Source organism: Marinimicrobium sp. (assembly GCF_002695945.1).
Classification (GTDB): Bacteria; Pseudomonadota; Gammaproteobacteria; order Pseudomonadales; family Cellvibrionaceae; genus Marinimicrobium; species Marinimicrobium koreense.
Genome location: NZ_NZQP01000021.1, coordinates 15,169 through 37,965 on the forward strand (window position 1 = coordinate 15,169; position 22,797 = coordinate 37,965).

Below are 22,797 nucleotides of genomic sequence, written 5' to 3' on the forward strand. Positions count from 1 at the left end.
GTCATCCTTCTTACTGAGTCACTTTGGCGATGGCGGCGTTGAGGGTCTCCGCGGTCACCGGCTTGACCAGAAAGTCCCGAGCGCCNTGGCGCATTCCCCAGACCCGGTCGGTCTGCTGATCTTTGGTGGTCACGATAATAACCGGAATATGAGCGGTTTCCGGTGCTTTGGTGAGCTGGCGGGTGGCCTGGAATCCGTTCAAGCCGGGCATGACAATATCCATCAANACCACATCGGGCAGCTCTTTCTTGGCCAGNGANATACCGGCCTCACCGGTTTCTGCCGTCAGGGCTTCNTGNCCCTGCTTTTCCAGCATGGAGCTCAATTTGTAAATTTCGGTGGGAGAGTCGTCGATGATAAGTACTCTGGCCATAGTATCCCCAAATTGATNAGTCAGTTATAAATTACATTGTTGTCGTTATTCAGGCGATGCCGTACCGATGGCGCNGCCTCGCCCGAGATCGTCAGCGCANCTGTNGCGCCANNTATTCANGATGCTTCNGCTTGCTTCACATGNGCTTCGATGGCGCCCANCAGCTCNCTTTTGCTGAATGGCTTGGTCAGGTACTGATCNGAACCGACAATACGGCCTTTGGCCTTGTCGAACAGACCGTCCTTNCTGGANAGCATNATCACCGGGGTGCGCTTGAAGTCGCTGTTATTTTTGATCAGTGCGCAGGTCTGATAGCCNTCNAGACGNGGCATCATGATGTCGACGAAAATGATGTCCGGGCGGGTGTCGGCGATTTTGGCCAGAGCATCAAAACCATCCGTCGCCGTCACCACCGTGCAGCCGGCTTTTTTGAGCAGGGTTTCGGCGGTTCGACGGATCGTTTTACTGTCGTCGATCACCATGACTTTCAGGCTTTCCAAACTTACGTCCATACTTTCTGACCTTAGCCTCGTTGCCGCATCGCCTNNACGCCCGAGNCNATCGGACGGTTCAGCACTGCAGTCNTTGTTATGTTTGCCACGTTTTTTGTGACGNAAGTCACACANTNCACCCGCCAGCCGGGATAAGCGCTTCACGTGAGCAGGTGGTACAGTTAAAACGAACTTTTAACACAGTTTTTAAGGTATATCTATAACCAACTGAATATATAAGATTTTCGTTAGTGAACCCGATTTATTATGCTTTAGTCTTATTTTGGCGACAGCCCGCGCCCTAACCAATACTGTGACATTCAGCGGCCGAGCTTGCGTTCTACCGCCCGAGGGCTTAACTTTAGCGCGCAAAACGGCAGGCGGCAACANGGCCACCCCTCCCACTCTNATCCGGAAAACGTTTGTATGACCCTCTCTCTCGGCGTGATCATGGACCCCATCGACCAGATTACCTTCTATAAGGACACCACCNTGGCCCTGCTGCTGGCGGCNCAGGAGCGNGGCTGGGACCTTCATTACATGGAGCAGTCCGATCTCTACCTGGACAAGGGACAGGCTCGTGCNAGCACCCGACCGCTNCTGGTAATGGACGACGAGANCCACTGGTTTGAGCTCGGGCCCCGGCAAGACCGCCCCCTGGGGGAGCTGGATGTCTTGCTGATGCGCAAGGANCCGCCCTTTGATAACGAGTTCACCTACAGCACCTACATTCTGGAAGCCGCCCAGCGCGAGGGTAGCCTGGTGGTCAACGACCCTCAGAGCCTGCGTGACTGTAACGAGAAGATCTTCGCCACCCAATTCCCCCAGTGCTGCCCGCCNCTGATNGTGAGCCGGGACCCGGCGCGGCTGCGCCAATTCCACCGGGATCAGGAAGACGTCATTTTCAAGCCTCTGGATGGCATGGGNGGCAGCCGTATTTTCCGCTGCAAAGCCGATGATCCCAACGTCAGTGTGATTCTGGANACCCTCACCGATTTTGGNACCCAGATGGTGATGGCNCAGCGCTACCTGCCAGCNATCACCGAAGGCGACAAGCGCATTCTGGTGGTNGACGGCGAAGCNGTGCCCTACAGNCTGGCGCGNATCCCNGCGAGCGGCGAAACCCGGGGCAACCTGGCNGCCGGCGGGCGGGGCGTCGCCCAACCCCTGACCGACCGGGATCGCTGGATTGTGGCGCAGGTCGCACCCACGCTCAGGGAAAAAGGGTTACTCTTTGTCGGACTGGACGTCATCGGCGACTACCTGACCGAGATCAATGTCACCAGCCCGACCTGCGTGCGGGAGATTGACAAGGCGTTTGACACCCGGATCGGGGCCCGACTGATGGACGCTATTGAGCGACGCCTGCCCTGATCGCTACTGCTGAACGAGCTGCCGTACCCATTACTATGAGTCAAAACCGCCCCGAGGACACNCTCCCCGACAACACCGTGGATACGGGTGATCGGCTGAGCTTTACNCTNTTTCTGGCCCTGGCCGTCCANGCGCTNNTGATCTTCGGGGTGTCTTTCACCCTGCCCGAGCGCGGTCAGGCNGCNCCCACNCTGGATGTGACCCTGGCCAACCACCAGGATAGTCGNGCNCCGGANGAGGCGGATTACCTGGCNCAGCACAACCAACAGGCCAGCGGCACCGAAGANCAGGCACGCCAGCTCACNACCGAGCAGGAAGCGGAGTTTGCCGACACCCAGGTGCGGGACATCAACCCCACCCCACAGATTCAGGCCAGCACCGCCCGNGAGCGACGGGATNACGCCGTGGTGACCACCACCAGCCGGGCGGAGCGCCAGCAGCCCAGNCCGGANGATGCCGACCCTCANGAGCAGCAGGAACAGCGCGAAGGCCAGNTTGAAGANCAGCCNATGCTGAGCCAGGAAATTGCCAGCCTGCANGCCAAGCTGGATCGTCAGCGCCAGGAGTACGCCAAGCGTCCGCGCATCCGGCGCCTNACCTCGGTCGCCACNCGNGCNGCCTTCGACGCGCGNTACCTNCACGAGTGGGGNCAAAAGATCGAGCGNACNGGCAACCGCCACTACCCNCAGGANGCGCTCAANCGCCGGATCACCGGCAGCCTGCGNCTGTCCGTCGCNATCAANCCGGATGGCACCATTCACGAGGTCGAAGTGCTGCACTCCTCCGGCCACCGATTACTGGACCAGGCTGCGGTGCAGATCGTGCACCTCGCCGCCCCCTTCAACAGTTTCCCACCGGAAATTCGCCAGGAATACGATCGCCTGGAAATCATCCGCACCTGGAATTTCGAGATCGCCGGGCTTTCAACCTCCGCGGACTAGCCGCAGATTTTCTTGGTCCGCGCGCTTGTTTTCCCAGTGGTTTCCCCCATAATTCAGGTATGAACGAAAAAAGCCCTGCAGACACTGAAAAAGCCCTGACCGCCGGCAGCCTGCGCGACCACTTCCTGATCGCCATGCCCGGCATGCTCGATCGCAACTTTGCGCACAGCATCACCTACATCTGTGAGCACAGCGACGAGGGCGCCATGGGGCTGGTACTCAATAACGCCATGCCCCTGACGTTGGGCGATATCTTCAGCCAATTGGAGCTGGGGGATGAGCAGCACCTCGGCGACCGCACTGTGCTGGCCGGAGGCCCGGTTCAGGTAGAGCGCGGCTTTGTGGTCCACAACGATACCAGCCGCTGGCAGTCGACCCTCTCGGTGGCCGACGATGTCAGCCTCAGCGCCTCCAGAGACATCCTCGAGGCCCTGGCCGAGGGGCGCGGACCCGAGAACTTCATCATCGCTCTCGGCTATGCCGGCTGGGAAGCTGGACANCTGGAGGACGAAATCGCCGCCAACGCCTGGCTGACCATGCCCGCCGACCGCCACATCCTGTTCCACACGCCCAGCGAACAACGCTGGGCCGCCGCCGCGAACCATCTGGGGTTCGACCTCAACCTGATTTCCGCCACCGNCGGCCACGCCTGACGTGCAGTTACTGGGTTTCGATTACGGCCTGAAGAATATCGGGACGGCCACCGGCCAGACGCTAACCGGCACCGCCACGTCACAGCCTCCATTGAGAGCCCGCGATGGCGTACCCGACTGGTCCGAAGTGGAAGCCCTGCTCCGGGAGTGGCAACCGGAGCTGGTACTGGTGGGTTTGCCACTGAATATGGATGGTACCGAAAGCGAGCTGTCCGCCCGGGCACGCAAATTTGCCAAGCGGATTCACGGTCGGTTTGGTGTGGCGGTGGAAATGGTCGACGAGCGCCTGTCGAGCTTCGAAGCCAAAGGCGAGGTCATGGCCCGCGGCGGCTCCCGGGATTATGGCAAAAACCCCGTGGACTCCATCGCCGCGCGCCTGATCGTGGAAACCTTTTTAAACCGCTAAAAGGCTTTCTAAACCGCTACGGGCCTCTTAAACCGTTAGCGGGTGCTTAAAACACCCGTCCCCGATCTTCGGAGCCGTCGTCTTCAATCGACAGCTCGTCGGCGGCATGGGACAGATAAGTGGCATCCGTTTCCGAACCGAGCTTGATCAACAACCGCAGATCGTTGGGCGAATCGGCATGGGCCAGGGCGTCCTCGTAGGTGATTTCCCCGGCGTCATAAAGCTCGTACAGCGCCTGATCGAAAGTCTGCATACCCAGTTCGGTGGACTTTTTCATCAGCTCCTTGAGCTCACTGACCTCCCCTTTGCGAATCAGATCCGACGCCAGCGGCGTATTCAGNAGNACCTCNAGGCAAGCCCGACGGCCCTGACCATCCGGTGTCGGGATCAATTGCTGAGCCACGATGCCGCGCAGATTCAGGGACAGGTCCATCCACAACTGCCGGTGCCGGTCNGCCGGAAAAAAGTGAATGATCCGGTCCAGNGCCTGGTTGGCATTGTTGGCGTGCAGGGTCGCCAGACACAGGTGACCGGTTTCGGCGAAGGCGATGGCNTGCTCCATGGTTTCCCGGGTACGGACCTCACCAATCAGAATCACGTCCGGCGCCTGACGCAGNGTGTTCTTCAGCGCGGTCTCNAANGACTCGGTATCAATGCCCACTTCCCGCTGGGTGATGATGCAGCCCTGNTGNTGATGAATGAATTCGATCGGGTCTTCGATGGAAATGATATGGCCTTTGCTGTTGCGATTGCGGTGACCGATCATCGAGGCAAGCGAGGTTGACTTACCGGTGCCGGTCGCCCCCACAAACAGGATCAGCCCCCGTTTGGTCATGGCCAGATCCTTGATGATGTCCGGCAGGCCCAGGTCATCGATTTCCGGAATGGTGGTTTCAATGCGNCGCAGTACCATACCCGCCAGGTTGCGTTGATAGAACGCGCTCGCCCGGAAGCGGCCGATACCCCGGGCGCTGATNGCAAAGTTGAGCTCTTTCTGCTCGAGAAATTCCCGGCGCTGCTTCTCGTTCATTACCCCCAANACTACCTCCCGAGCNTTCTCCGGAGGCAGNGGCGAGGCGGTGGCCGGAACCAGCTTGCCATTCACCTTGATNGACGGCGGAACGCCGGCGGTAATAAAAAGATCTGAGGCCCCTTTCTCGACCATCAGCGACAATAAGCGATCAAAATCCATAGCGGTGTCCCGTAATTATCTAGAAGTTTTCCGGCATCTTGGCTTTTTCCCGGGCCACGTCGCGATTGACCAACCGACGCGCCACCAGATCGGCCAGGCACTGGTCCATGGTCTGCATGCCCAGGGAAGCACCGGTCTGAATGGCCGAGTACATCTGCGCCACCTTGTCTTCACGGATCAGGTTGCGGATGGCGGAGGTACCCCGCATGATTTCGTGGGCCGCCACCCGGCCGCCGCCGTTTTTCTTGAGCAGCGTCTGGGAAATGACTGCCTGCAACGACTCGGACAACATGGANCGGACCATGGCCTTCTCGTTGGCCGGGAACACATCCACCACCCGGTCAATGGTCTTGGCCGCCGAGGTGGTGTGCAGGGTGCCGAATACCAGGTGACCGGTTTCCGCCGCGGTCAGTGCCAGGCGGATGGTTTCCAGGTCCCGAAGTTCGCCCACCAGAATGATGTCCGGGTCTTCCCGCAGCGCCGAGCGAAGCGCTTCCGAGAAGCCGTGAGTGTCCCGGTGCACTTCGCGCTGGTTGACCAGGCACTTNTTGCTNTCGTGGACAAATTCGATCGGGTCCTCTATGGTCAGGATGTGTTCGTATTTGTTGTCGTTGATGTAGTCCATCATCGCTGCCAGCGTGGTGGACTTGCCCGAACCGGTCGGGCCGGTCACCANCACCAGNCCCCGGGGCACCGCACAGATATCGCGGAACACACTGCCCATNCCNAGCTCTTCCATGGTCAACACTTTGGANGGAATGGTCCGGAACACCGCGCCGGCACCGCGGTTCTGATTGAAGGCGTTCACCCGGAANCGGGCCACGCCGGGCACCTCAAAGGAGAAGTCGGTTTCCAGGAANTCTTCAAAGTCCTTGCGCTGCTTGTCATTCATTATTTCGTAGATCAAACTATGCACCTGCTTGTGCTCCATCGGAGGCAGGTTGATCCGCCGNACATCGCCGTCCACCCGGATCATGGGGGGCAGGCCNGCGGAGAGGTGCAAGTCTGAAGCGCCCTGTTTAGCGCTAAAGGCCAGAAGTTCCGTAATATCCATACTGCTACCTTNTTTGTGTTTCTGTGGTTTCAGTGGCCACTGAGGGGCCGGGCGCGACAGGAGCGCTCAGGCCGACAACCCCCCACCGGGACAGATATGCCAAAGATAGACGAGAAGCTCCACAATGTCACCGCCCGCCTGACTGCGGCCGCCGAAGCCGCCGGTCGTCACCCCCAGTTTGTGAAGCTGGTCGCAGTCAGCAAAACCCAGCCCGCCGAGGCGCTGGANGCCGCTTACCAGGCGGGACAGCGCCGCTTCGGGGAAAACTACCTGCAGGAGGCGCTGCCCAAGCAGGAGGCCCTGGCGCACTTACCCGACATNGAGTGGCATTTTATCGGCCCGATTCAGTCCAACAAGACCCGGGATATCGCCGAGCATTTTGACTGGGTGCACAGCGTNGANCGGCTCAAGATTGCCCAGCGCCTGAACGACCAGCGTCCCGCCCCGCTCGGTCACCTGAATGTCTGCCTGCAGGTGAACCTCGATGCGGAAGACAGCAAGGCCGGAGTCAGCCTGCAGGAACTGCCGGACCTGGCACGGAAGGTCAGCCAGCTACCCAATCTGAGCCTGCGGGGCCTGATGGCGATTCCAGCTCCACGGGAGGAGCAGGCGGCCCAGCGTGCCAGCCTGGCTCGACTGCGGCAGGCACTGGAGGACCTGCGGGCCCAGGGGCTCGNGCTGGATACCCTCTCCATGGGCATGTCCGCGGACCTCGAAGCGGCGGTCGCCGAGGGCGCCACCCTGGTACGGGTCGGCACCGATATTTTTGGCCCTCGAAGCTAATACCGAACCAACAGGAATGACTATGAGCAACACCCAACACCCCAATCTGGCCTTTATCGGCGCCGGCAATATGGCCCGCAGCATCATTGGCGGCCTGGTGCAGGAAGGCTATCCCGCCGAGCGCATCCGGGCCAGTGACCTGAACGGCGACGCCCTGGAGCAGCTCAGCCGCGANTTCGGNATCGGCACGGGCGANAANGCCGCGGTGGCCGAATGGGCCGAGGTGGTGGTGCTCGCGGTCAAACCCCAGGTGATGAAAACCGTCACCGAAGCCCTGCGNCCGAGCCTGNCNCANCANCCNCTGCTGATTTCCATCGCCGCCGGTATTGACGGGGCCAGCCTGAGTCGCTGGCNGGGCGAGGACCAGGCGATCGTGCGCTGCATGCCCAACACACCGGCCCTGGTCAAAACCGGNGCCAGCGGCCTGNATGCGAACCGCCACACCANCNNCGCNCAACGCGANCAGGCGGANCAGATTCTGGGCGCCGTCGGNACGGTTCANTGGCTGGAAGANGAGCAACTGATGGATGCGGTGACCGCCGTCTCCGGCTCCGGCCCCGCCTACTTTTTCCTGGTCATGGAGGCCATGATCGACGCCGGCGTTCAGCAGGGATTGACCCGGGAGGCCGCCACCGAACTGACTCTGCAGACCGCCCTGGGCGCCGCCACCCTGGCCCGCACCAGCGATGTGGGTGTGGACGAGCTGCGCCGTCGGGTCATGTCACCGGGCGGCACCACCGAAGCCGCCATTGAATCATTCGAACGAGACGGCCTGCGCGACACCTTCCAGCGCGCCATGACCGCCTGCGCCGAGCGCTCGGTCAGCCTGGCCAAGGCCCTGGGACAGTAACCGACCCGCACCGCGGAACCCGACCGACAAGAGGAAACACCATGTCCACCTCGGCTGAAATTGCCATTTACATCATTCGCACCCTGGGCTCGCTGTACCTGATGCTGGTGATCCTGCGCNTCCTGTTCCAGATGGTGCGGGCGGATTTTTACAACCCCATTTCCCAGTTCGTCGCCAAGGCCACCAACCCGCTGTTGATGCCCCTGCGCAAGGTGATTCCCGGTTTTTTCGGNGTTGATCTGGCNGCGCTGGTATTNGCGCTGNCGGTTCAGTGGTTATTGATCCANNTGGTGCTGGTCATCGCCGGTCTCGGCTTTCTCAACCCGCTCTACACCATCGCCTGGTCCGCCATCGGTCTTCTGTCTGTGGTNCTGTCGATCTACTTCTGGTGCCTGATCATCTCCATCATCGCCAGNTGGGTCGCCCCCTTCAGTCAGCATCCGGCACTGATTCTGGTGCGCCAGTTGGTGGCTCCGGTCATGGCCCCCTTCCAGAAACTGATTCCCCCGCTCGGCGGCATCGATATCACTCCGATTTTCGCNTTCATGGTNCTGCACATCCTCAATCGNTACCTGGTGCCGGCTCTGGGGCAGAGNGTGGGCATGCCCGGAGGCCTGGTCATCGGNATGTAAGCNNNCNGCNATCGCNGCGGACAACCGCTTGTCCGCGCGATCNGCCGCTCAGNCCAAATCTCCTTGGTATCGAGTNCCCGGACGTAGTCCAATACCGGCCCATAACACCAACNCTCAAAACCACTCAGGACACAGGGCCACTATGGACACCCGAGCGCTGTACCGTCACATGAGTCACTACCACCTCTGGCGTCAGGATNTGAGCCAGCGGCTGCGTCGCTTNGAACACTGGGTCCAGACCCACGGNCTGGTCAGCGATGAGGTGCNTCANTGCCTGGTTCAGGCCCGCCAGTTACTGGGCAGCAATGANTTCACNCTGGTNTGNGTCGGGGAGTTCTCCCGGGGNAAAACCGAGCTGATNAACGCCCTGTTGATGGACGAGCGCAANCAGCGGATTCTGCCCTCCCACCCGGGCCGCACCACCATGTGCCCCACCGAAATATACTGCGANCCGGACCGGCCCAACTGCNTGCGCCTGCTGCCNATCGAGACCCGNCGCAGCCAGGCCAGNCTGGAGCGTTTCAAACGGATTCCCCGCAACTGGGTGACCCTGCCCCTGGACCCCAAGACACCGGAAACGCTGCGCGCCACCCTCGATCAGGTCTCCGCCAGCCAGTGGGTCAGCGACGATGAGGCCCGGGCACTCGGTTTCTGTCCCGATGAAAACAGTGAGCGCAACGACCAGGGACAGGTGGCCATCCCTCGCTGGCGCCACGCCATGATCAGCCTTGATCACCCGCTGCTGCGCCGCGGCCTGCGGATCATCGACACTCCGGGGCTCAATGCCCTGGGCAACGAACCCGAACTGACTCTCAAGGTGCTGCCCCAGGCCCAAGCCATCGTGTTTCTGCTCTCGGCCGACGCCGGTCTGACCGCCAGCGACATGACCCTGTGGCGCGACCATATTCAGGGGCTTCGCCAGCAGCGCGGCAGCGCCGTGCTGACCCTGCTCAACAAGGTCGACAGTCTGTGGGATGATCTCCAGCCACCGGAGCAGGTGGCTCAGACGGTGGAGCAACTCCGCCAACTGACCGCCCGCCAATTGGCCCTGGAGCCCGAACAGGTCCTACCCCTGTCGGCCAAGCAGGCACTGCTGGCCCGCGCCCGCGACGACGCCGAGCGTCTTGAGCGCAGCGGTTTTGGTCACCTGGAAAAGGCCCTCGGGGAGACAGTGGCCCGCAGTCGTCAGCAACTGGCCGGCCAACGCCTGATCACCGACAGCCAGAGCATGATCGACAACGTCTACCACAGCCTCAAGGGCCGGATCGCAGACGCCCAACAGGAGCTGTTGCTGATACGCACCGGCGATCGGGCGCAGAGCGATGCCCTGCTCAACGAACGGCGCGAGGCCATCCGCCAGAAACATCGCCAGTACCACAAACAGTCACTGTCGCTGCGCACCAGTCAGATGCTGCTGGACAAGCAGAGACCGTCCCTCATCCAGGTCATCAGCCCGGAGCGGCTGGCCCGGGAAATCGACCACACCCGCCAGAAACTGACCAACAGCTGGACCACCCTGGGGTTGTCCCGCTCCATGGCACACCTGTTCGATTGGCTGGACCACCAGATGGGCCACCTGGAGCGAGAAGTGGAGCGTACCAACCGGGTACTGGACTCCATTTACCAGCGCCCCGAGCATGCCATTGACGCCGACCAGACCCCAGCCAACTACCGGCTGGACCTCGCGGACCAACGCCGGCAGTTGCGCCAACTGCACCATCAGGCCGACCAGTTCCGCGCCTCGCTGGACAGTCTGTTGAGCCTCAAGGGGCCACTGATTCAGCGTTTTGTCAGCACCCTCGTCCAGGAGGCCCGGACGCTATGGCATCAGCTCTACAACATCATTGATCACTGGCTGAAACAGGCCCTGGTGCCGCTGTTTCAGCGTAACCAGTATCAACGGCAGTTGCTCGAACACCATATGTTGCGCCTGACCCGCATGCGCCGGGAACAACAGGACCAGGCTCAGCAGGTGAGCACCCTGCGCGACAATATCGACCAGATGGAGCGCGCCCTGGCAGACCTCCAGGCGGTGCGCGAGCAGACCCAACCCGCCATGAATCAACCGGAGCATCAGGCCACGGTGGTTCCCCTGCACCGCCCCCGGGCGGCTCAGACCGCCCCCTGATCCGGACCGCATCGCTTGCAGCATTCCCGGCGCAACCTTAGACTTGCGGGTTTACTCTCCATCCAGGACTGAGATTGCCAATGCCCGACACCCTGCCCGACGACTCGGTGGGTCTGGTCACCCCCCAGACTCTGGAGTTCACTGAGCCGCTCACGCTGGCCTGTGGCACCACGCTCGAGCGCTACGAGCTGGTGTACGAGACCTATGGCACCCTCAACGACGACCGCTCCAATGCGGTACTNATCTGTCACGCCCTGTCCGGNAACCATCACGCCGCCGGCTACCACAGCATGGACGATCGCAANCCCGGCTGGTGGGACAACTACATCGGCCCGGGCAAAGCCATCGACACCAACAAGTTTTTTGTGGTCTGCCCCAACAACCTCGGCGGCTGCAGCGGCTCCACNGGCCCGCGCAGCACCAACCCGGCCACCGGCAAGCCCTGGGGACCGGATTTTCCCANGCTGCGGGTACGTGACTGGGTCGAGAGTCAGGCCCGTTTATCCGATGCGCTGGGCATTGAACGCTGGGCCGCCATCGTCGGCGGTAGTCTCGGCGGCATGCAGGTGATGCGCTGGGCTCTGGAGTATCCGGACCGATTGGGTCACGCGGTAGTGATCGCCTCGGCAATGAAGCTGAGCGCCCAGAACATTGCCTTCAACGAAACCGCCCGGCAGGCGATCATGTCCGACCCGAACTTCCTNGACGGGCGCTATCTGGAGCACAACACCCTGCCCCGCAGCGGGCTGGCGGTGGCGCGTATGATNGGCCATATCACCTATCTGTCCGATCACGCCATGGGNGAGAAATTCGGTCGGGAATTGCGCAGCGGCAGCTTTGTGCGCGGNCAGCACGATCCGGTGGAGTTTCAGGTGGAGAGCTATCTGCGCTANCAGGGCGACAGCTTTGCCAATAACTTNGATGCCAACAGCTATATTCTGATTACCCGAGCGCTGGATTACTTCGACCTGGCCCGGGAATACGACGACNATCCGGTCCAGGCCTTTGCCGAGGCCCGCTGCCGGTTTTTTGTGGTGTCCTTCAGCAGCGACTGGCGCTTCTCGCCCCAGCGCTCCCGGGAAATTGTCGACGCNCTGCTCGGCGCCCGCCAGCCGGTCACCTACACCGCCATTGATTCGCCCTACGGCCACGATGCCTTCCTGCTGCCCAGCGAACGCTACCGGGAGGCCTTNACCCGCTANATGGCNGGCGTGGCCCGGGACGCGCAGCGNCAGGAGNCCAAGGCATGAACGGAGCCCCCATGCGACTCGACCAGACCGAAATTCAGCACTGGATTGCCGAGNGCAGCCGCATTCTCGACCTGGGCTGCGGCGACGGCACCCTGCTCAAGTATCTGCAGGAGACCAAGAACACCTCCGGCTACGGCCTGGAGATCGGCGCCGACCAGATCAACGCCTGCATCGACAAGGGCCTGAACGTCATTGAGCAGAACCTGGATGACGGCCTGGGCAANTTCGCCGACCAGAGCTTCGATACCGTGATCATGGCTCAGGCCATCCAGACCATGCACTACCCCCATAAAGTGCTGGATGAAATGCTCCGGGTGGGCAAGGAGTGCATNGTCACCTTCCCCAACTTTGGCCACTGGAAAGCCCGTTGGCACCTGGCGGTGCGNGGCCGNATGCCGGTGTCCGACCTGCTGCCCTTCGAGTGGTACGATACCCCCAACATCCATTTCTGCACCTTCCGGGATTTCGAGGTGCTCTGCCGGGACAAAGGCATCACCGTGCTGCACCGCCAGGTGGTCAACGAAGCGTCGCCGAACTTTCTCAAGGATGTATCGCCCAACCTGTTTGGCGAGACCGCGATTTACCACCTGCGCCTCGGTGACCGGGCCGGTCNGTAGACCGGTCTTCGCTTCAGCCACCCCCAAACCGGGAGTCAGCCTCCATGGGATTGCGACAGCCCTTCGGTCTGTACAACATCCGCACCGCGCTGCTGGCGTTTGTGCTCGCGCCCTTTCTGTTGATCATGATCACCACCGCCGGCTTCAGCCTGCGCCAACTGGAGCAGACAGCGGAAACCGATATGGAGGAGGAAATCGAGCTGATCGCCCGCTCCATTCGCCGCCCCCTGAGCTACGCANTGGAAAATGGCCACGAGGAAACCCTGCGTCGAACCGTGACCTCGGCGGGGGATATCGGTCGGGTGTACGGCGTCTATGTCTACGACGAGCAGGGCAACCGCATCACCGCCCAGGGCCCGAGCAACGTACAGGTACAGGACATTGAGGCCGCCAGCCTCGCCTCCCGGGGCAGCGAGCAGAGCGCCTTTGAGGAAATCGGTGGTGAGGCGGTATTTTCCTACTTCATGCCCCTGACCGACAGTGGGGGGCGGATCCACGGGTTACTCCAGGTCACCCGGCGAGGCAGCGACTTCGTCCAACAGATTCGCGCCTTCCGTACCCGGGCGATCAGCATTCTGGCCGGTTCGGCCCTGCTGGTGCTGATTCTNGTGTGGATCGGCTATCAGCGCGCCATTGGTCGCCACATCCAGTCCATGGGGAGCGGTATGGCCACCGTCGCCAGCGGCCGCCGGGACCATCGCCTGGATACCGAGGGCCCCACCGANCTGCGCTTCCTGTCCGAAGGCATCAANCGGATGCTCGACAGCATCGTCGCCTCNGAGCNGGAAATCACNACTCGNCGGGAACGGGAATACCAACTCAAACACCAGCTACACCANGCCGAAAAACTGGCCGCCATCGGACGTTTTGCNGCCGGGGTCGCGCACGAGNTGGGCACCCCCTTGAGCGTNGCCGACGGNAAGGCCCAGCGCGCCCTGCGCCGAGCAACCCCCGAGGANNCCAAAACCCTGCAGGACATCCGCCAGCAGCTGCAGCGNATGGAGCGGATCATCCGCCAGCTGATGGATTTTGCCCGCCCGGTGACCCCCGAGCACCGGGAAGTCCGNTTGACCGATCTGNTGCANTCNTCCCTGCAGCAGGTGGAAGAGGAGCGTCGCAANCAGGTGGTCGACATCCAGNTTCAGGCGTCCGAGGCCCCCTGCCCCGCACTCAATGCCGATCGCCTGCGCCTGGAGCAGGCACTGATCAACCTGCTGCGCAACGCCGTGCAGGCCACCCCCAACGGCCTCGTCCGGCTGAGTTGGCACTGCACGGCCGACGCCGTGCANCTCGTGGTGGANGACAACGGCCCGGGCATCGACCCCTCGATACGCGAACANCTGCTCGAACCCTTTGTCACCACCAAGCCNGTGGGGGTCGGCACCGGGCTCGGGCTGGCNGTGGTCAACGCCGTGGTCACCGAGCACGGTGGCCGTATCGACATCGGCNCCAGCGAGCTCGGCGGGGCCCGCTTTGATCTGACCATCCCCTTTCAGCCNCCGGCCGACTCANCATCGNCCGCCNTGAACGCNNCTGAGGTAANNNCCAATGNCTGACNCCCCCAGTGCCGCTCCCGTGGACATTCTGGTGATNGAGGATGACCCGGACNTGCGNCANNTGTTGCTGGAAGAGCTCACCGATGCCGGTCACCGCTGTGCCGGCAAGGGGGATCTGGCCNGNGCCCGGCAGTGGCTGAGCGAGGAGGCGCCCAAACTGGTGGTCAGCGACCTGCANCTGCCCGATGGCAANGGTCTGGACCTGCTCGAAGAGTTGCGNCAGTTGCCCGTCCGCCCGAGTTTTATCGCCATCACCGCCTTTGGCACCATCGATCAGGCGGTGGATGCCCTCAAACGCGGCGCCGATGACTTTCTGACCAAACCCCTGGACCTGGACCACTTNACCCTGTCCATCACCCGCACTCTACAGCGCCAACAGTTGGAGCAGGAGCTGAGCTACTATCGGCGCCTGCTGGATCAGGGCGAGTTTCACGGCATGATCGGGCGCAGCCCGCGCATGCGCCAACTGTTCACCCAGATACAGCAGGTAGCCCAGGCCGGCGGCCCGGTGCTGGTGACCGGAGAGAGTGGCGTGGGCAAGGAGCTGGTAGCCCGCGCCATTCACCGGGAAAGCGATCGTCGGGATGGCCCATTCATTGCGCTCAACTGCGGCGGCATTGCCGCCAACCTGCTGGAAAGTGAACTGTTCGGCCATGCCGCNGGCGCCTTTACCGGCGCCAGCAAGGCCCGGCGCGGCCTGTTNGCNGCCGCCGACGGCGGCACCCTGATGCTCGATGAGATCGGCGAAATGCCCATGGAGATGCAATCGAGCCTGCTGCGNGTNCTGCAGGACGGNCGGGTGCGGCCAGTGGGCAGCAACACCGAACAGGACCTGAACGTGCGCATCATCGCCGCCACCAACCGGGAGCTGCCCGATGAGGTCAGCGAGGGGCGCTTTCGGGAGGATCTCTACTACCGGCTGGAAACCTTCACCATCGAAGTGCCGCCACTGCGNCANCGCGGCGATGACCTGGAGCGGCTNATCGCGCACATGGTGCACCAGTTCAACCAGCGCCGTCAGCANCCGGTGGACGGCCTGAGTGGCGAGGCGCTCAACCTGCTCAANCGCTACCCCTTCCCGGGCAATGTGCGCGAGCTGTCCAATATCATCGANCGTGCGGTCACNTTCTGCTCGGAGCGCCTGATCGGGCCCGAACANCTGCCCGAGCGGATTCACCAGGCCACGCCNACCCCGGAGCCCGCCTCCGGCGACTCGNTGGCAGCCCCCCACCGGCGANGGCGAGCTGGTGTCGCTGGANGCNGTGGAGCGCAGTTACATNCANTATGTGCTCGATCAGGTGGACGGCAACAAAAANCGCGCCGCCGATATTCTCAACATCGGTCGCCGCACCCTCTACCGCTGGCTGGAAACCGACGCGTGAATTTGCCTCTCNGNNCNGCTTGCGCCCATCCGACACACTCNAGGGTGAGTCAAATTGGCACATGAGCGAAAGGGCACAGTGACCCAGTCCACACACAGCNNGCNGCNACCNAAACAAAACCCATACANATCAANNNGTTATAAATTTTCNTNGACTTNTGGCACGGGCGTTGCGATANACCCNGGTACGCAACACAACTAACGGGTTTTTNAAAACCCACANTCTGTTTCACTGTGAGGAGAAACTTATGCGTACNATCAAACATCCCGTACTCGCTCTGCTGGCGTCTGTTGGTCTGCTGTTCGGNGCNGCNACCGTTTCCGCCCAGGGCGAAGCGCAAGCCCCNCAGGCCCAGCCTCAGNCTCANGCNATGGANGTNAGCGAANACCAGGTGGAAAGCTTNGTGGACGCCTACATGGCGGTTCAGGGCATCAACCAGGAGTACACTCAGAAGCTTCAGGCGGTGGAAGATCCCGAGAAAGCCACCGAACTGCAGCAGGAAGCCCAGACCAAGATGCAGGAAGCNGTGAGCGATTCCGGTCTGTCCATCTCTGAGTACCAGCAGATCGCCAANCAGGCCGGNCAGAGCGAAGAGCTGCGCAGCCAGATTGAGGCGGAGCTGACAGCNCGTNTTGAACAGGACTCCTAAAACGGNNCAGANCAACACGCATCGANAACGGGGCCAGNCGGCCCCGTTTTTTTGTANNNCNACCTTNTGCCAAAGACCCANCGAGTAAGGTAGACTTTCTCCTGCCCCGGGATTCCAGGTCGCCCNCGCGTCCNAANCCNNGTCATTCNAAGCCGGAGAACCNNCATGTCACGCCTGCTGTCCCTGACCGCCCTGCTAGCGCTGCTACTGTCGCCCCTGACCCATGCCCAGAGTGGCTCGGAGCGCTTTGGTGATTACCAGGTGTACTACAGCGTGTTCAACAGCACCTTCGTATTGCCCGACATCGCCAGCGTGCACAATCTGGTGCGCAGTGAAGACCGGGCCCTGGTCAACGTCAGCATTGCCCGNGCCGACGGAGGATTGGGCCTACCCGCCAGACTGAGTGGTACCGCCAACAATCTGNTACAACAGAGCCAGACCCTCGAGTTCAAAGANATCAGCGAAGGCGACACGACTTACTACATCGCNCCGGTGCGCCATCTCAATGAAGAGATGTACAACTTCCGGATNACCATTCAGCCCGAGGGCGCCGAGCAGAGCTTCGANCTGCGCTTCAGCCAAAAGCTGTACATTGAAAAGTAATTNCACCATCCACTGAGGAGCATGCATGCAGAAACTGGTACTCGCCAGTGGCAACCCCGGCAAACTGAAAGAGTTTCAACAACTGCTCGCCGATTGCGGCTATCAGGTNCTCTCCCAGGGCGAGTTCGGNCTCGACAGCGCCGAGGAAACCGGCCTGACCTTTGTCGAGAACGCCATCCTGAAAGCNCGCCACGCCAGCGCCCAAACCGGCCTGCCGGCCCTGGCCGATGACTCNGGTCTGTCTGTGGATGCNCTGGATGGCCGCCCCGGCATCTACTCGGCNCGCTACGCNGGCCCGNANGCCNCCGACGCCGATAACAATGCTCGCNTGCTGCAGGAACTCGAGGGCGTCNCCGAGGCCGAGCGCGGCGCCTGCTANCACTGNGTNCTGGTGNTGATGCGNCACGCNGAAGACCCCACCCCGGTGATCGCTCAGGGCCAGNGGCGCGGGCGCATCCGCACCGGACCCAAGGGTGAGGGCGNCTTTGGCTACGACCCCCTGTTTCAGGTCCTCGAACGTCAGTGCAGCGCAGCGGAGCTGGGCAAAGAAGAAAAAGGCAAAATCAGCCACCGGGCCATCGCCACCCGGGCGCTGCTCGCCGGGCTGACCAACGGGGCGTCCTGACGCCCCGCACGCAAACGGACAATTGGCAATTGAAATTCACGCCAACCTGTGGCGTAATCCCAATTGTCGTACTAATAATAACGCCAGGGTTGAGGCGCCCCGTCATGGAGCAGTAGACGTGATGCCGACCGTAATGGCGTCGTGACATTCACATCTGCTCAAGAAGGACGGGCTGTACTCATGATGAAAACTCTCTCCGGCACTCGCGCCGATTCACTCCTGTTCAACGCTCTCTCCATACTCAGGGTCTGCTCTATCGCCTTGCTCNCCCTACTTGCGCTTCCAACCGCCGCAGACTCACCGGAGTTGGAACAGCTCGCCTCTCTCTACGGTGTCGACCCTTCCCGGGAAATGGTCGCCATTTCGCCCAACGGTGAACTNCTGGCGTTTCGTACCCGGGATGGCGATAAAGACCTGATTCTGGTTCATTCCCTGAAGGAAGGAAAAAACATCACCGGTGCCCACGTCGGGGAAATGGANCCGCGNCGGCTGCATTTTGTCAGCGACCAATACCTGATCATGGTCGCCTCCAAGGAAACCCGTCTGATGGGCTTTCGGGGCCGTAACGAAATCAGTACCGCCTATGCGTTGAACGTCGAGACCGGCGACATCGAACAGTTGTTGCGCCCGGGCCATGTCATCTACGCCGGCCAGCAGGGCCTGGGNCGAATTCTCGGGATTTCCGACGACGGCCGGAAGTTGTACATGCCCGCCTATGTGCCCCGCTCCAAAACCGATCGACAACCCGATTACGCCCTGCTCGAAGTCGATATTGAGAAACCGCGCAATCCCAAGGTCCTGGAAGATGGCCACTCCTATACCGTGGACTGGTTCGTCGGGCGCAACGGAAAAGTCCTGGCGCAGGAGCGTTACAACGAAGACGACTATCAGCACGAGATTCTGGTGCGTGACGGCGATGACTGGCGGGTTATCTATTCGGACAACTCGCCGCGCACCGTGGCCTCGTTTATCGGAGAAACACCGGATCAGCAATCACTGGTGATGCTCAAGGAGGACTGGGATACCGGTCGACTCGAGTATTACCGATTGAACCTGAACAGTGGCAAGCAGGAACGGCTCGACCTCAACCGCAACGATAGCGACATCGCCAACGTCCGTCTCAACGCCGAGCGGGTCGCGATTGGCATCACCTACGCGGGCTTTAACCCCAGCTACCACTTTTTTGATGCCGTGCTGAATGATCGGGTGAGCAAACTTCAGGCACAGTTCAAGGGTCACTCCCTTTATGTGGTCAACGCCGACTCCGAGCTGAACAATCTGGTGCTGTATCTGGAGGGGCCCTCCACCGCCGGCGAGTTTTACCTGTCGCAGAAAAATCAACCGGTGCGTTTTTTGTTGAGTGCCTATCCCGGTATCAGCGAAGCCGAAGTGCAACCCTCGGTACCCTTTGAGTTCAAAGCCCGGGACGGATTGGTCATTCCCACCTTGCTGACCATTCCGCGGGTTCACGCCGCCAACCCGGAAAACCTGCCCGCCGTTGTGCTACCACACGGGGGGCCGGAATCTTACGATCGCCAGGAATTCGACGCGCTGGTTCAGTCGATTGCCGCCCGTGGCTATGCCGTCATTCAGCCCCAGTTCCGTGGCTCTTACGGCTTCGGATACGAGCATTGGGCGGCCGGTCTGGGCGAGTGGGGCCGAGCCATGCAGGATGACGTATCCGATGCGGTAAAAGCCCTGAGCAACGTCGGCTTTATCGATCCGGACCGGGTCTGCATTGCCGGCGCCAGCTACGGCGGTTACTCAGCCCTGGCGGGCGCAGCCTTTACCCCCGATCTGTATCGCTGTGCCATTTCCATACATGGGGTCAGCGACCTGAACGCCATGCTGGAACATGAAGAGAAGGACCTGGGCGAAGACCACTGGGTCATCGAATACTTCTCTCGCTCTATCGCCAAAAACTACTTCACCCCGGAGCGCTTGGCCGCTCACTCGCCCGCCAACTTCGCCAGTGGTATCAGCGCCCCGGTGCTGTTGGTCCACGGGGAAGAAGACGAGATTGTGCCGATTGAGCAATCAGAGCTGATGCTGGAAAAACTGCAGGCGGCCAACAAACCGGTGAAGTACCTGCCGCTGAAAGATACTGGCCACAGTTACGGTGAGGAGCCGGTGCGCCAGATGCTGATCGAGGAGGTACTGGCATTTCTGGATGAGCACCTGGCGCCCTCCGGGCAGACACTGGCAACGACGANCAGNGAGGCAGANTAGACTTCCGCCCTTCCGAGACAAGAGCGGCGGAGGTAAGGGAGGCGGAGGTCATGGTATAGTGACGGCCTGTTTTTAGTGAACCGCCGGATTGCCATGCGCCTCCCCCCGCTCTCGCTCTACATTCACATTCCCTGGTGCGTCCGCAAATGCCCCTACTGCGATTTCAACTCGCACCAGGCCGGTGACGCTCTACCCGAGGCNGAGTACGTCGCCGCCCTGGGGGCCGACCTGGCCGCCGAGGCTGATTTGGCTCAGGGGCGCGCCATCCAGACGGTATTTTTCGGCGGGGGCACGCCGAGCCTGTTTTCCGCCGAGGCGATTGGTCGGATTCTGGAAAACGTCGATCAGACGGTGGGACTGGCCTCCAATGCGGAGATTACCCTGGAAGCCAACCCCGGCACCTTCGAGCAGGCGCGCTTCAGTGCCTATCGCCGCGCCGGGGTGAACCGGCTGTCCATCGGGGTGCAGAGCTTTCAGGCCGAGCAATTGCACAAGCTGGGCCGTATTCACGGTCGCGATGAAGCGCTGGCCGCCGTGGCCATGGCCCGGCAGGCCGGCTTCGACAATATCAACCTCGACCTGATGCACGGGCTGCCAGAGCAGAGCACCGCGGCCGCCTGTGCCGACCTGCAACAGGCCATTGAACTGGCCCCCGAGCACCTGTCCTGGTATCAGTTGACCATCGAGCCCAACACCCATTTTTACAGTGCGCCCCCGCTGTTGCCGGTGGAGGATACCCTGGCCGATATCCAGCAGGCCGGCGAAGCCCTGCTGGCCGAGGCGGGCTACGGCCAGTATGAAGTATCTGCCTATTGCCAGCCCGGCAAGCCCGCCCGGCACAACCTCAACTACTGGACCTATGGGGATTATCTGGGCATCGGTGCCGGCGCCCACGGGAAAGTGACCCATCCCGAGCGCGGCGACATCACCCGGCGCTGGAAAACCCGCTTACCCGCTCACTACCTTGAGCGGGCCGCCGCTGCTTCGACCACGCCCGCGAACGCGGAGCACCCGATGCTCGCCGGGCAGGAGACCCTCAAGCCCGAGGACCTGCCACTGGATTACCTGCTCAATGCTCTGCGCCTGAACGAAGGCGTACCGGCGCAAGCATTCGAGGCGTACACCGGTCTACCTCTGTCCAGGCTGGACCCGGCCTGGCGCGACCTGGAACGCAAGGGACTGGTACATCCCAAGGACAAGCGCCTGTGTACNACCGACCTCGGGCGTCGGTTTCTCAACGACGTGCTGGCCGCTTTTTAGTGTTTCATTCTGCTAGCGGCTGCTGTCGGCTTCCAGGGCTTTGATCTGCTGATAGATCCCCTCGGCCTCTTCGGTCAATAAAGAGTAGGTTTTGATATCGCCACTGCGCTGGGCGAGCATGGCGTCCTTGAGGCGCTGTTCGTAGGCTTTCTGCAGCTTTTTACGGGGGTCTGACTTGAGCCAGCTCAACATGGTGGGTCACTCCTGAAGTTCGATAGTGTGACCAGTGTACGTGCCCTTTGCCCAAACGGACGAACCCTGATAGCCCATGGGGCCAACAGAAACTGGTGATTTCCCGTATCAGGGACTATGATACCGGTTACAGACCGACCTCTCATAATAGTAATAACGGACCGATTCCATGACTCGTACCATCAATCACGCCAGACTGCTGTTCTGGTCATTCACCGTCGCGCTGGGCGGCTTCCTGTTCGGGTTTGATACCGCCGTCATTTCCGGCGCGGAACAGGCCATCCAGGCACAGTGGGCGCTCTCGGATGCCCTGATCGGCCTGATGGTCTCATCGGCGTTGGCCGGTACGGTCATCGGTGCCATCTTTGGCGGCATTCCCTGCGACCGTTACGGGCGCAAGATAACCCTGTTCTGGATTGGAGTCCTGTATCTGGTCTCGGCACTCGGCTCGGCCCTCGCCCCCGATGCCTACAGCCTGATGCTGTTCCGCTTTCTCGGTGGGCTCGGCGTGGGCGCCTCCTCAGTGGCCGCCCCGGTATANATCTCGGAAATCGCCCCCACCGGTCTGCGCGGCCGCCTGACCGCCATGTTTCAGTTCAACCTGGTGTTCGGCATCCTGTGTGCCTATCTGTCCAACTACGGTGTGGCCAGTGCCGGGGGCGACTGGCGCATCATGCTGGGCGTGGAAGTGGTGCCCGCCCTGCTGTTTGTGATTCTGATTCTGTTTGTGCCCCGCAGCCCCCGCTGGCTGATCACCCGGCGCGCCGCCCACGACGAGGCTCGCCGAGTGCTCACGATGATCGACCCCAGCCGGGTCGAGCAGGCCCTGGCGGAGATTGAGCACAGCCACAAACAGAAGGCGCAGGGCAGCGAGCTCCGGGAGTTTCTGTCCGGCCGTTATCGCTGGCCGATTCTGCTCGCCTTTCTGTTTGCGTTTTTCAATCAGGTGTCCGGCATCAACGCGGTGATCTATTACGCGCCGCGCATTTTTTCCATGGCGGGCATGGAGAGCAGTGCCGCGCTCTTGTCCTCCGCCGGACTCGGGCTGGTGAACCTGGTCTTTACCCTGATCGGTCTGGCGCTGATCGACCGCTTCGGGCGGCGCTTTCTCATGTACATTGGCTCCTTTGGCTACATTCTGTCACTGACTAGCCTGGCCCTGATTTTTCATCTGGAAGCCTTCGGTGGCAGCCTGGTGCCGCTGCTGATTTTTGTGTTTATCGCCTCCCACGCAATCGGTCAGGGCGCCTGCATCTGGGTCTTTATTGCCGAGATCTTCCCCAACAGCGTCCGCGGTTACGGCATGTCCCTGGGCTCGGGCACTCACTGGGTATTTGCCGNCCTGGTCGCGTTCAGCTTTCCGTATTTTGCCGGCACCCTCGGCGGGGCACCGCTATTTGCTTTCTTCGCNGTCATGATGGTGCTGCAACTGCTGTTCGTGCGCTACCTGATGCCCGAGACCAAAGGTGTTTCACTGGAGGACCTGGAGGTCCAGCTCAGTCAAAAGCGGTAACCGGCCAGAGGGTGAAGTGCTACACTTAGTGCGAGCGCTTCGCC

At 61.5% G+C, this 22,797-nt stretch carries 23 protein-coding genes; 18 read left to right on the forward strand and 5 right to left on the reverse strand.

All coding sequences use genetic code 11. The features are described 5' to 3' along the window. Positions 1–10: 10 nt before the first annotated feature. Positions 11–373, reverse strand: coding sequence for a twitching motility response regulator PilH (gene pilH, locus CMG77_RS03985; RefSeq protein WP_286903649.1), 363 nt, complete (start codon positions 371–373; stop codon positions 11–13). 116 nt (positions 374–489) lie between these two features. Continuing rightward, positions 490–885, reverse strand: a complete 396-nt coding sequence (gene pilG / locus CMG77_RS03990) for a twitching motility response regulator PilG (RefSeq protein WP_286903650.1) — start codon at positions 883–885, stop codon at positions 490–492. 405 nt (positions 886–1,290) lie between these two features. Here pilG and gshB point away from each other — a divergent pair, with 405 nt between their 5' ends. From gshB to ruvX, 4 genes are all read left to right on the forward strand, one after another. Further along, complete coding sequence (gene gshB / locus CMG77_RS03995; protein WP_286903651.1) at positions 1,291–2,238, forward strand: glutathione synthase; 948 nt, start codon at positions 1,291–1,293, stop codon at positions 2,236–2,238. A gap of 509 nt (positions 2,239–2,747) precedes the next feature. Beyond that, positions 2,748–3,179 carry an energy transducer TonB gene (locus CMG77_RS04000; RefSeq protein WP_286903721.1) on the forward strand — a complete coding sequence of 144 codons (432 nt, stop codon included), beginning with the start codon at positions 2,748–2,750 and terminating at the stop codon, positions 3,177–3,179. Between the two features lie 134 nt (positions 3,180–3,313). Then, the gene (locus CMG77_RS04005; RefSeq protein WP_502691750.1) at positions 3,314–3,832 is read left to right on the forward strand and encodes a YqgE/AlgH family protein; all 519 of its coding nucleotides are present in this window, start codon (positions 3,314–3,316) and stop codon (positions 3,830–3,832) included. Position 3,833: 1 nt separating this feature from the next. Continuing rightward, positions 3,834–4,238 (forward strand): Holliday junction resolvase RuvX, encoded by a 405-nt coding sequence (gene ruvX / locus CMG77_RS04010; RefSeq protein ID WP_286807577.1) that lies wholly within the window; start codon positions 3,834–3,836, stop codon positions 4,236–4,238. A gap of 46 nt (positions 4,239–4,284) precedes the next feature. Here the strand turns inward: ruvX and CMG77_RS04015 are convergent, their stop codons facing one another. Continuing rightward, complete coding sequence (locus CMG77_RS04015; protein ID WP_286903653.1) at positions 4,285–5,430, reverse strand: PilT/PilU family type 4a pilus ATPase; 1,146 nt, start codon at positions 5,428–5,430, stop codon at positions 4,285–4,287. Positions 5,431–5,449: 19 nt separating this feature from the next. Then, positions 5,450–6,484, reverse strand: a complete 1,035-nt coding sequence (locus CMG77_RS04020; protein ID WP_286903654.1) for a type IV pilus twitching motility protein PilT — start codon at positions 6,482–6,484, stop codon at positions 5,450–5,452. Positions 6,485–6,580: 96 nt separating this feature from the next. Here CMG77_RS04020 and CMG77_RS04025 point away from each other — a divergent pair, with 96 nt between their 5' ends. The 13 genes from CMG77_RS04025 to hemW all read left to right on the forward strand — a co-directional run bounded on the left by CMG77_RS04025 (position 6,581) and on the right by hemW (position 21,048). Beyond that, on the forward strand, positions 6,581–7,267 hold the full coding sequence (locus tag CMG77_RS04025) for a YggS family pyridoxal phosphate-dependent enzyme (protein WP_286903655.1): 687 nt from the start codon (positions 6,581–6,583) through the stop codon (positions 7,265–7,267). A gap of 22 nt (positions 7,268–7,289) precedes the next feature. Beyond that, a complete protein-coding gene (proC, locus tag CMG77_RS04030; RefSeq protein ID WP_286903656.1) occupies positions 7,290–8,117 on the forward strand; it encodes a pyrroline-5-carboxylate reductase in 828 nt (275 codons plus the stop codon). Positions 8,118–8,158: 41 nt separating this feature from the next. Further along, entirely contained in the window at positions 8,159–8,749 is a 591-nt protein-coding gene (locus CMG77_RS04035) for a YggT family protein (RefSeq protein ID WP_286903657.1), read from the forward strand. Between the two features lie 169 nt (positions 8,750–8,918). After that, positions 8,919–10,877 (forward strand): dynamin family protein, encoded by a 1,959-nt coding sequence (locus CMG77_RS04040; RefSeq protein WP_502691751.1) that lies wholly within the window; start codon positions 8,919–8,921, stop codon positions 10,875–10,877. Positions 10,878–10,957: 80 nt separating this feature from the next. Then, positions 10,958–12,127, forward strand: a complete 1,170-nt coding sequence (gene metX, locus CMG77_RS04045) for a homoserine O-succinyltransferase MetX (protein ID WP_286903659.1) — start codon at positions 10,958–10,960, stop codon at positions 12,125–12,127. An 11-nt stretch (positions 12,128–12,138) separates the two neighbouring features. Beyond that, on the forward strand, positions 12,139–12,744 hold the full coding sequence (metW, locus tag CMG77_RS04050) for a methionine biosynthesis protein MetW (RefSeq protein WP_286903722.1): 606 nt from the start codon (positions 12,139–12,141) through the stop codon (positions 12,742–12,744). A gap of 755 nt (positions 12,745–13,499) precedes the next feature. Further along, positions 13,500–14,300, forward strand: a complete 801-nt coding sequence (locus tag CMG77_RS16100) for a sensor histidine kinase (protein WP_502691752.1) — start codon at positions 13,500–13,502, stop codon at positions 14,298–14,300. Beyond that, on the forward strand, positions 14,293–15,747 hold the full coding sequence (locus CMG77_RS04060; protein ID WP_286903661.1) for a sigma-54-dependent transcriptional regulator: 1,455 nt from the start codon (positions 14,293–14,295) through the stop codon (positions 15,745–15,747). The genes CMG77_RS16100 and CMG77_RS04060 overlap by 8 nt, the downstream gene beginning before the upstream one ends. Positions 15,748–16,052: 305 nt before the next feature. Beyond that, entirely contained in the window at positions 16,053–16,331 is a 279-nt protein-coding gene (locus CMG77_RS04065; RefSeq protein ID WP_286903662.1) for a DUF4168 domain-containing protein, read from the forward strand. 165 nt (positions 16,332–16,496) lie between these two features. After that, on the forward strand, positions 16,497–16,934 hold the full coding sequence (locus tag CMG77_RS04070) for a DUF4426 domain-containing protein (protein WP_286903663.1): 438 nt from the start codon (positions 16,497–16,499) through the stop codon (positions 16,932–16,934). 25 nt (positions 16,935–16,959) lie between these two features. Further along, a complete protein-coding gene (gene rdgB / locus CMG77_RS04075; protein ID WP_286903664.1) occupies positions 16,960–17,559 on the forward strand; it encodes an RdgB/HAM1 family non-canonical purine NTP pyrophosphatase in 600 nt (199 codons plus the stop codon). A 1,002-nt stretch (positions 17,560–18,561) separates the two neighbouring features. After that, a complete protein-coding gene (locus CMG77_RS16105; RefSeq protein ID WP_502691753.1) occupies positions 18,562–19,788 on the forward strand; it encodes an alpha/beta hydrolase family protein in 1,227 nt (408 codons plus the stop codon). Between the two features lie 75 nt (positions 19,789–19,863). Further along, entirely contained in the window at positions 19,864–21,048 is a 1,185-nt protein-coding gene (gene hemW, locus CMG77_RS04085) for a radical SAM family heme chaperone HemW (protein WP_502691746.1), read from the forward strand. Between the two features lie 12 nt (positions 21,049–21,060). On the opposite strand, the gene CMG77_RS04090 is transcribed toward hemW, so the two are convergent. Continuing rightward, a complete protein-coding gene (locus CMG77_RS04090; RefSeq protein ID WP_024461446.1) occupies positions 21,061–21,240 on the reverse strand; it encodes a DUF6435 family protein in 180 nt (59 codons plus the stop codon). 169 nt (positions 21,241–21,409) lie between these two features. Between CMG77_RS04090 and CMG77_RS04095 the strand changes: the two genes are divergently transcribed. Continuing rightward, on the forward strand, positions 21,410–22,753 hold the full coding sequence (locus CMG77_RS04095; RefSeq protein ID WP_286903666.1) for a sugar porter family MFS transporter: 1,344 nt from the start codon (positions 21,410–21,412) through the stop codon (positions 22,751–22,753). The last annotated feature ends 44 nt before the right edge of the window (positions 22,754–22,797 follow it).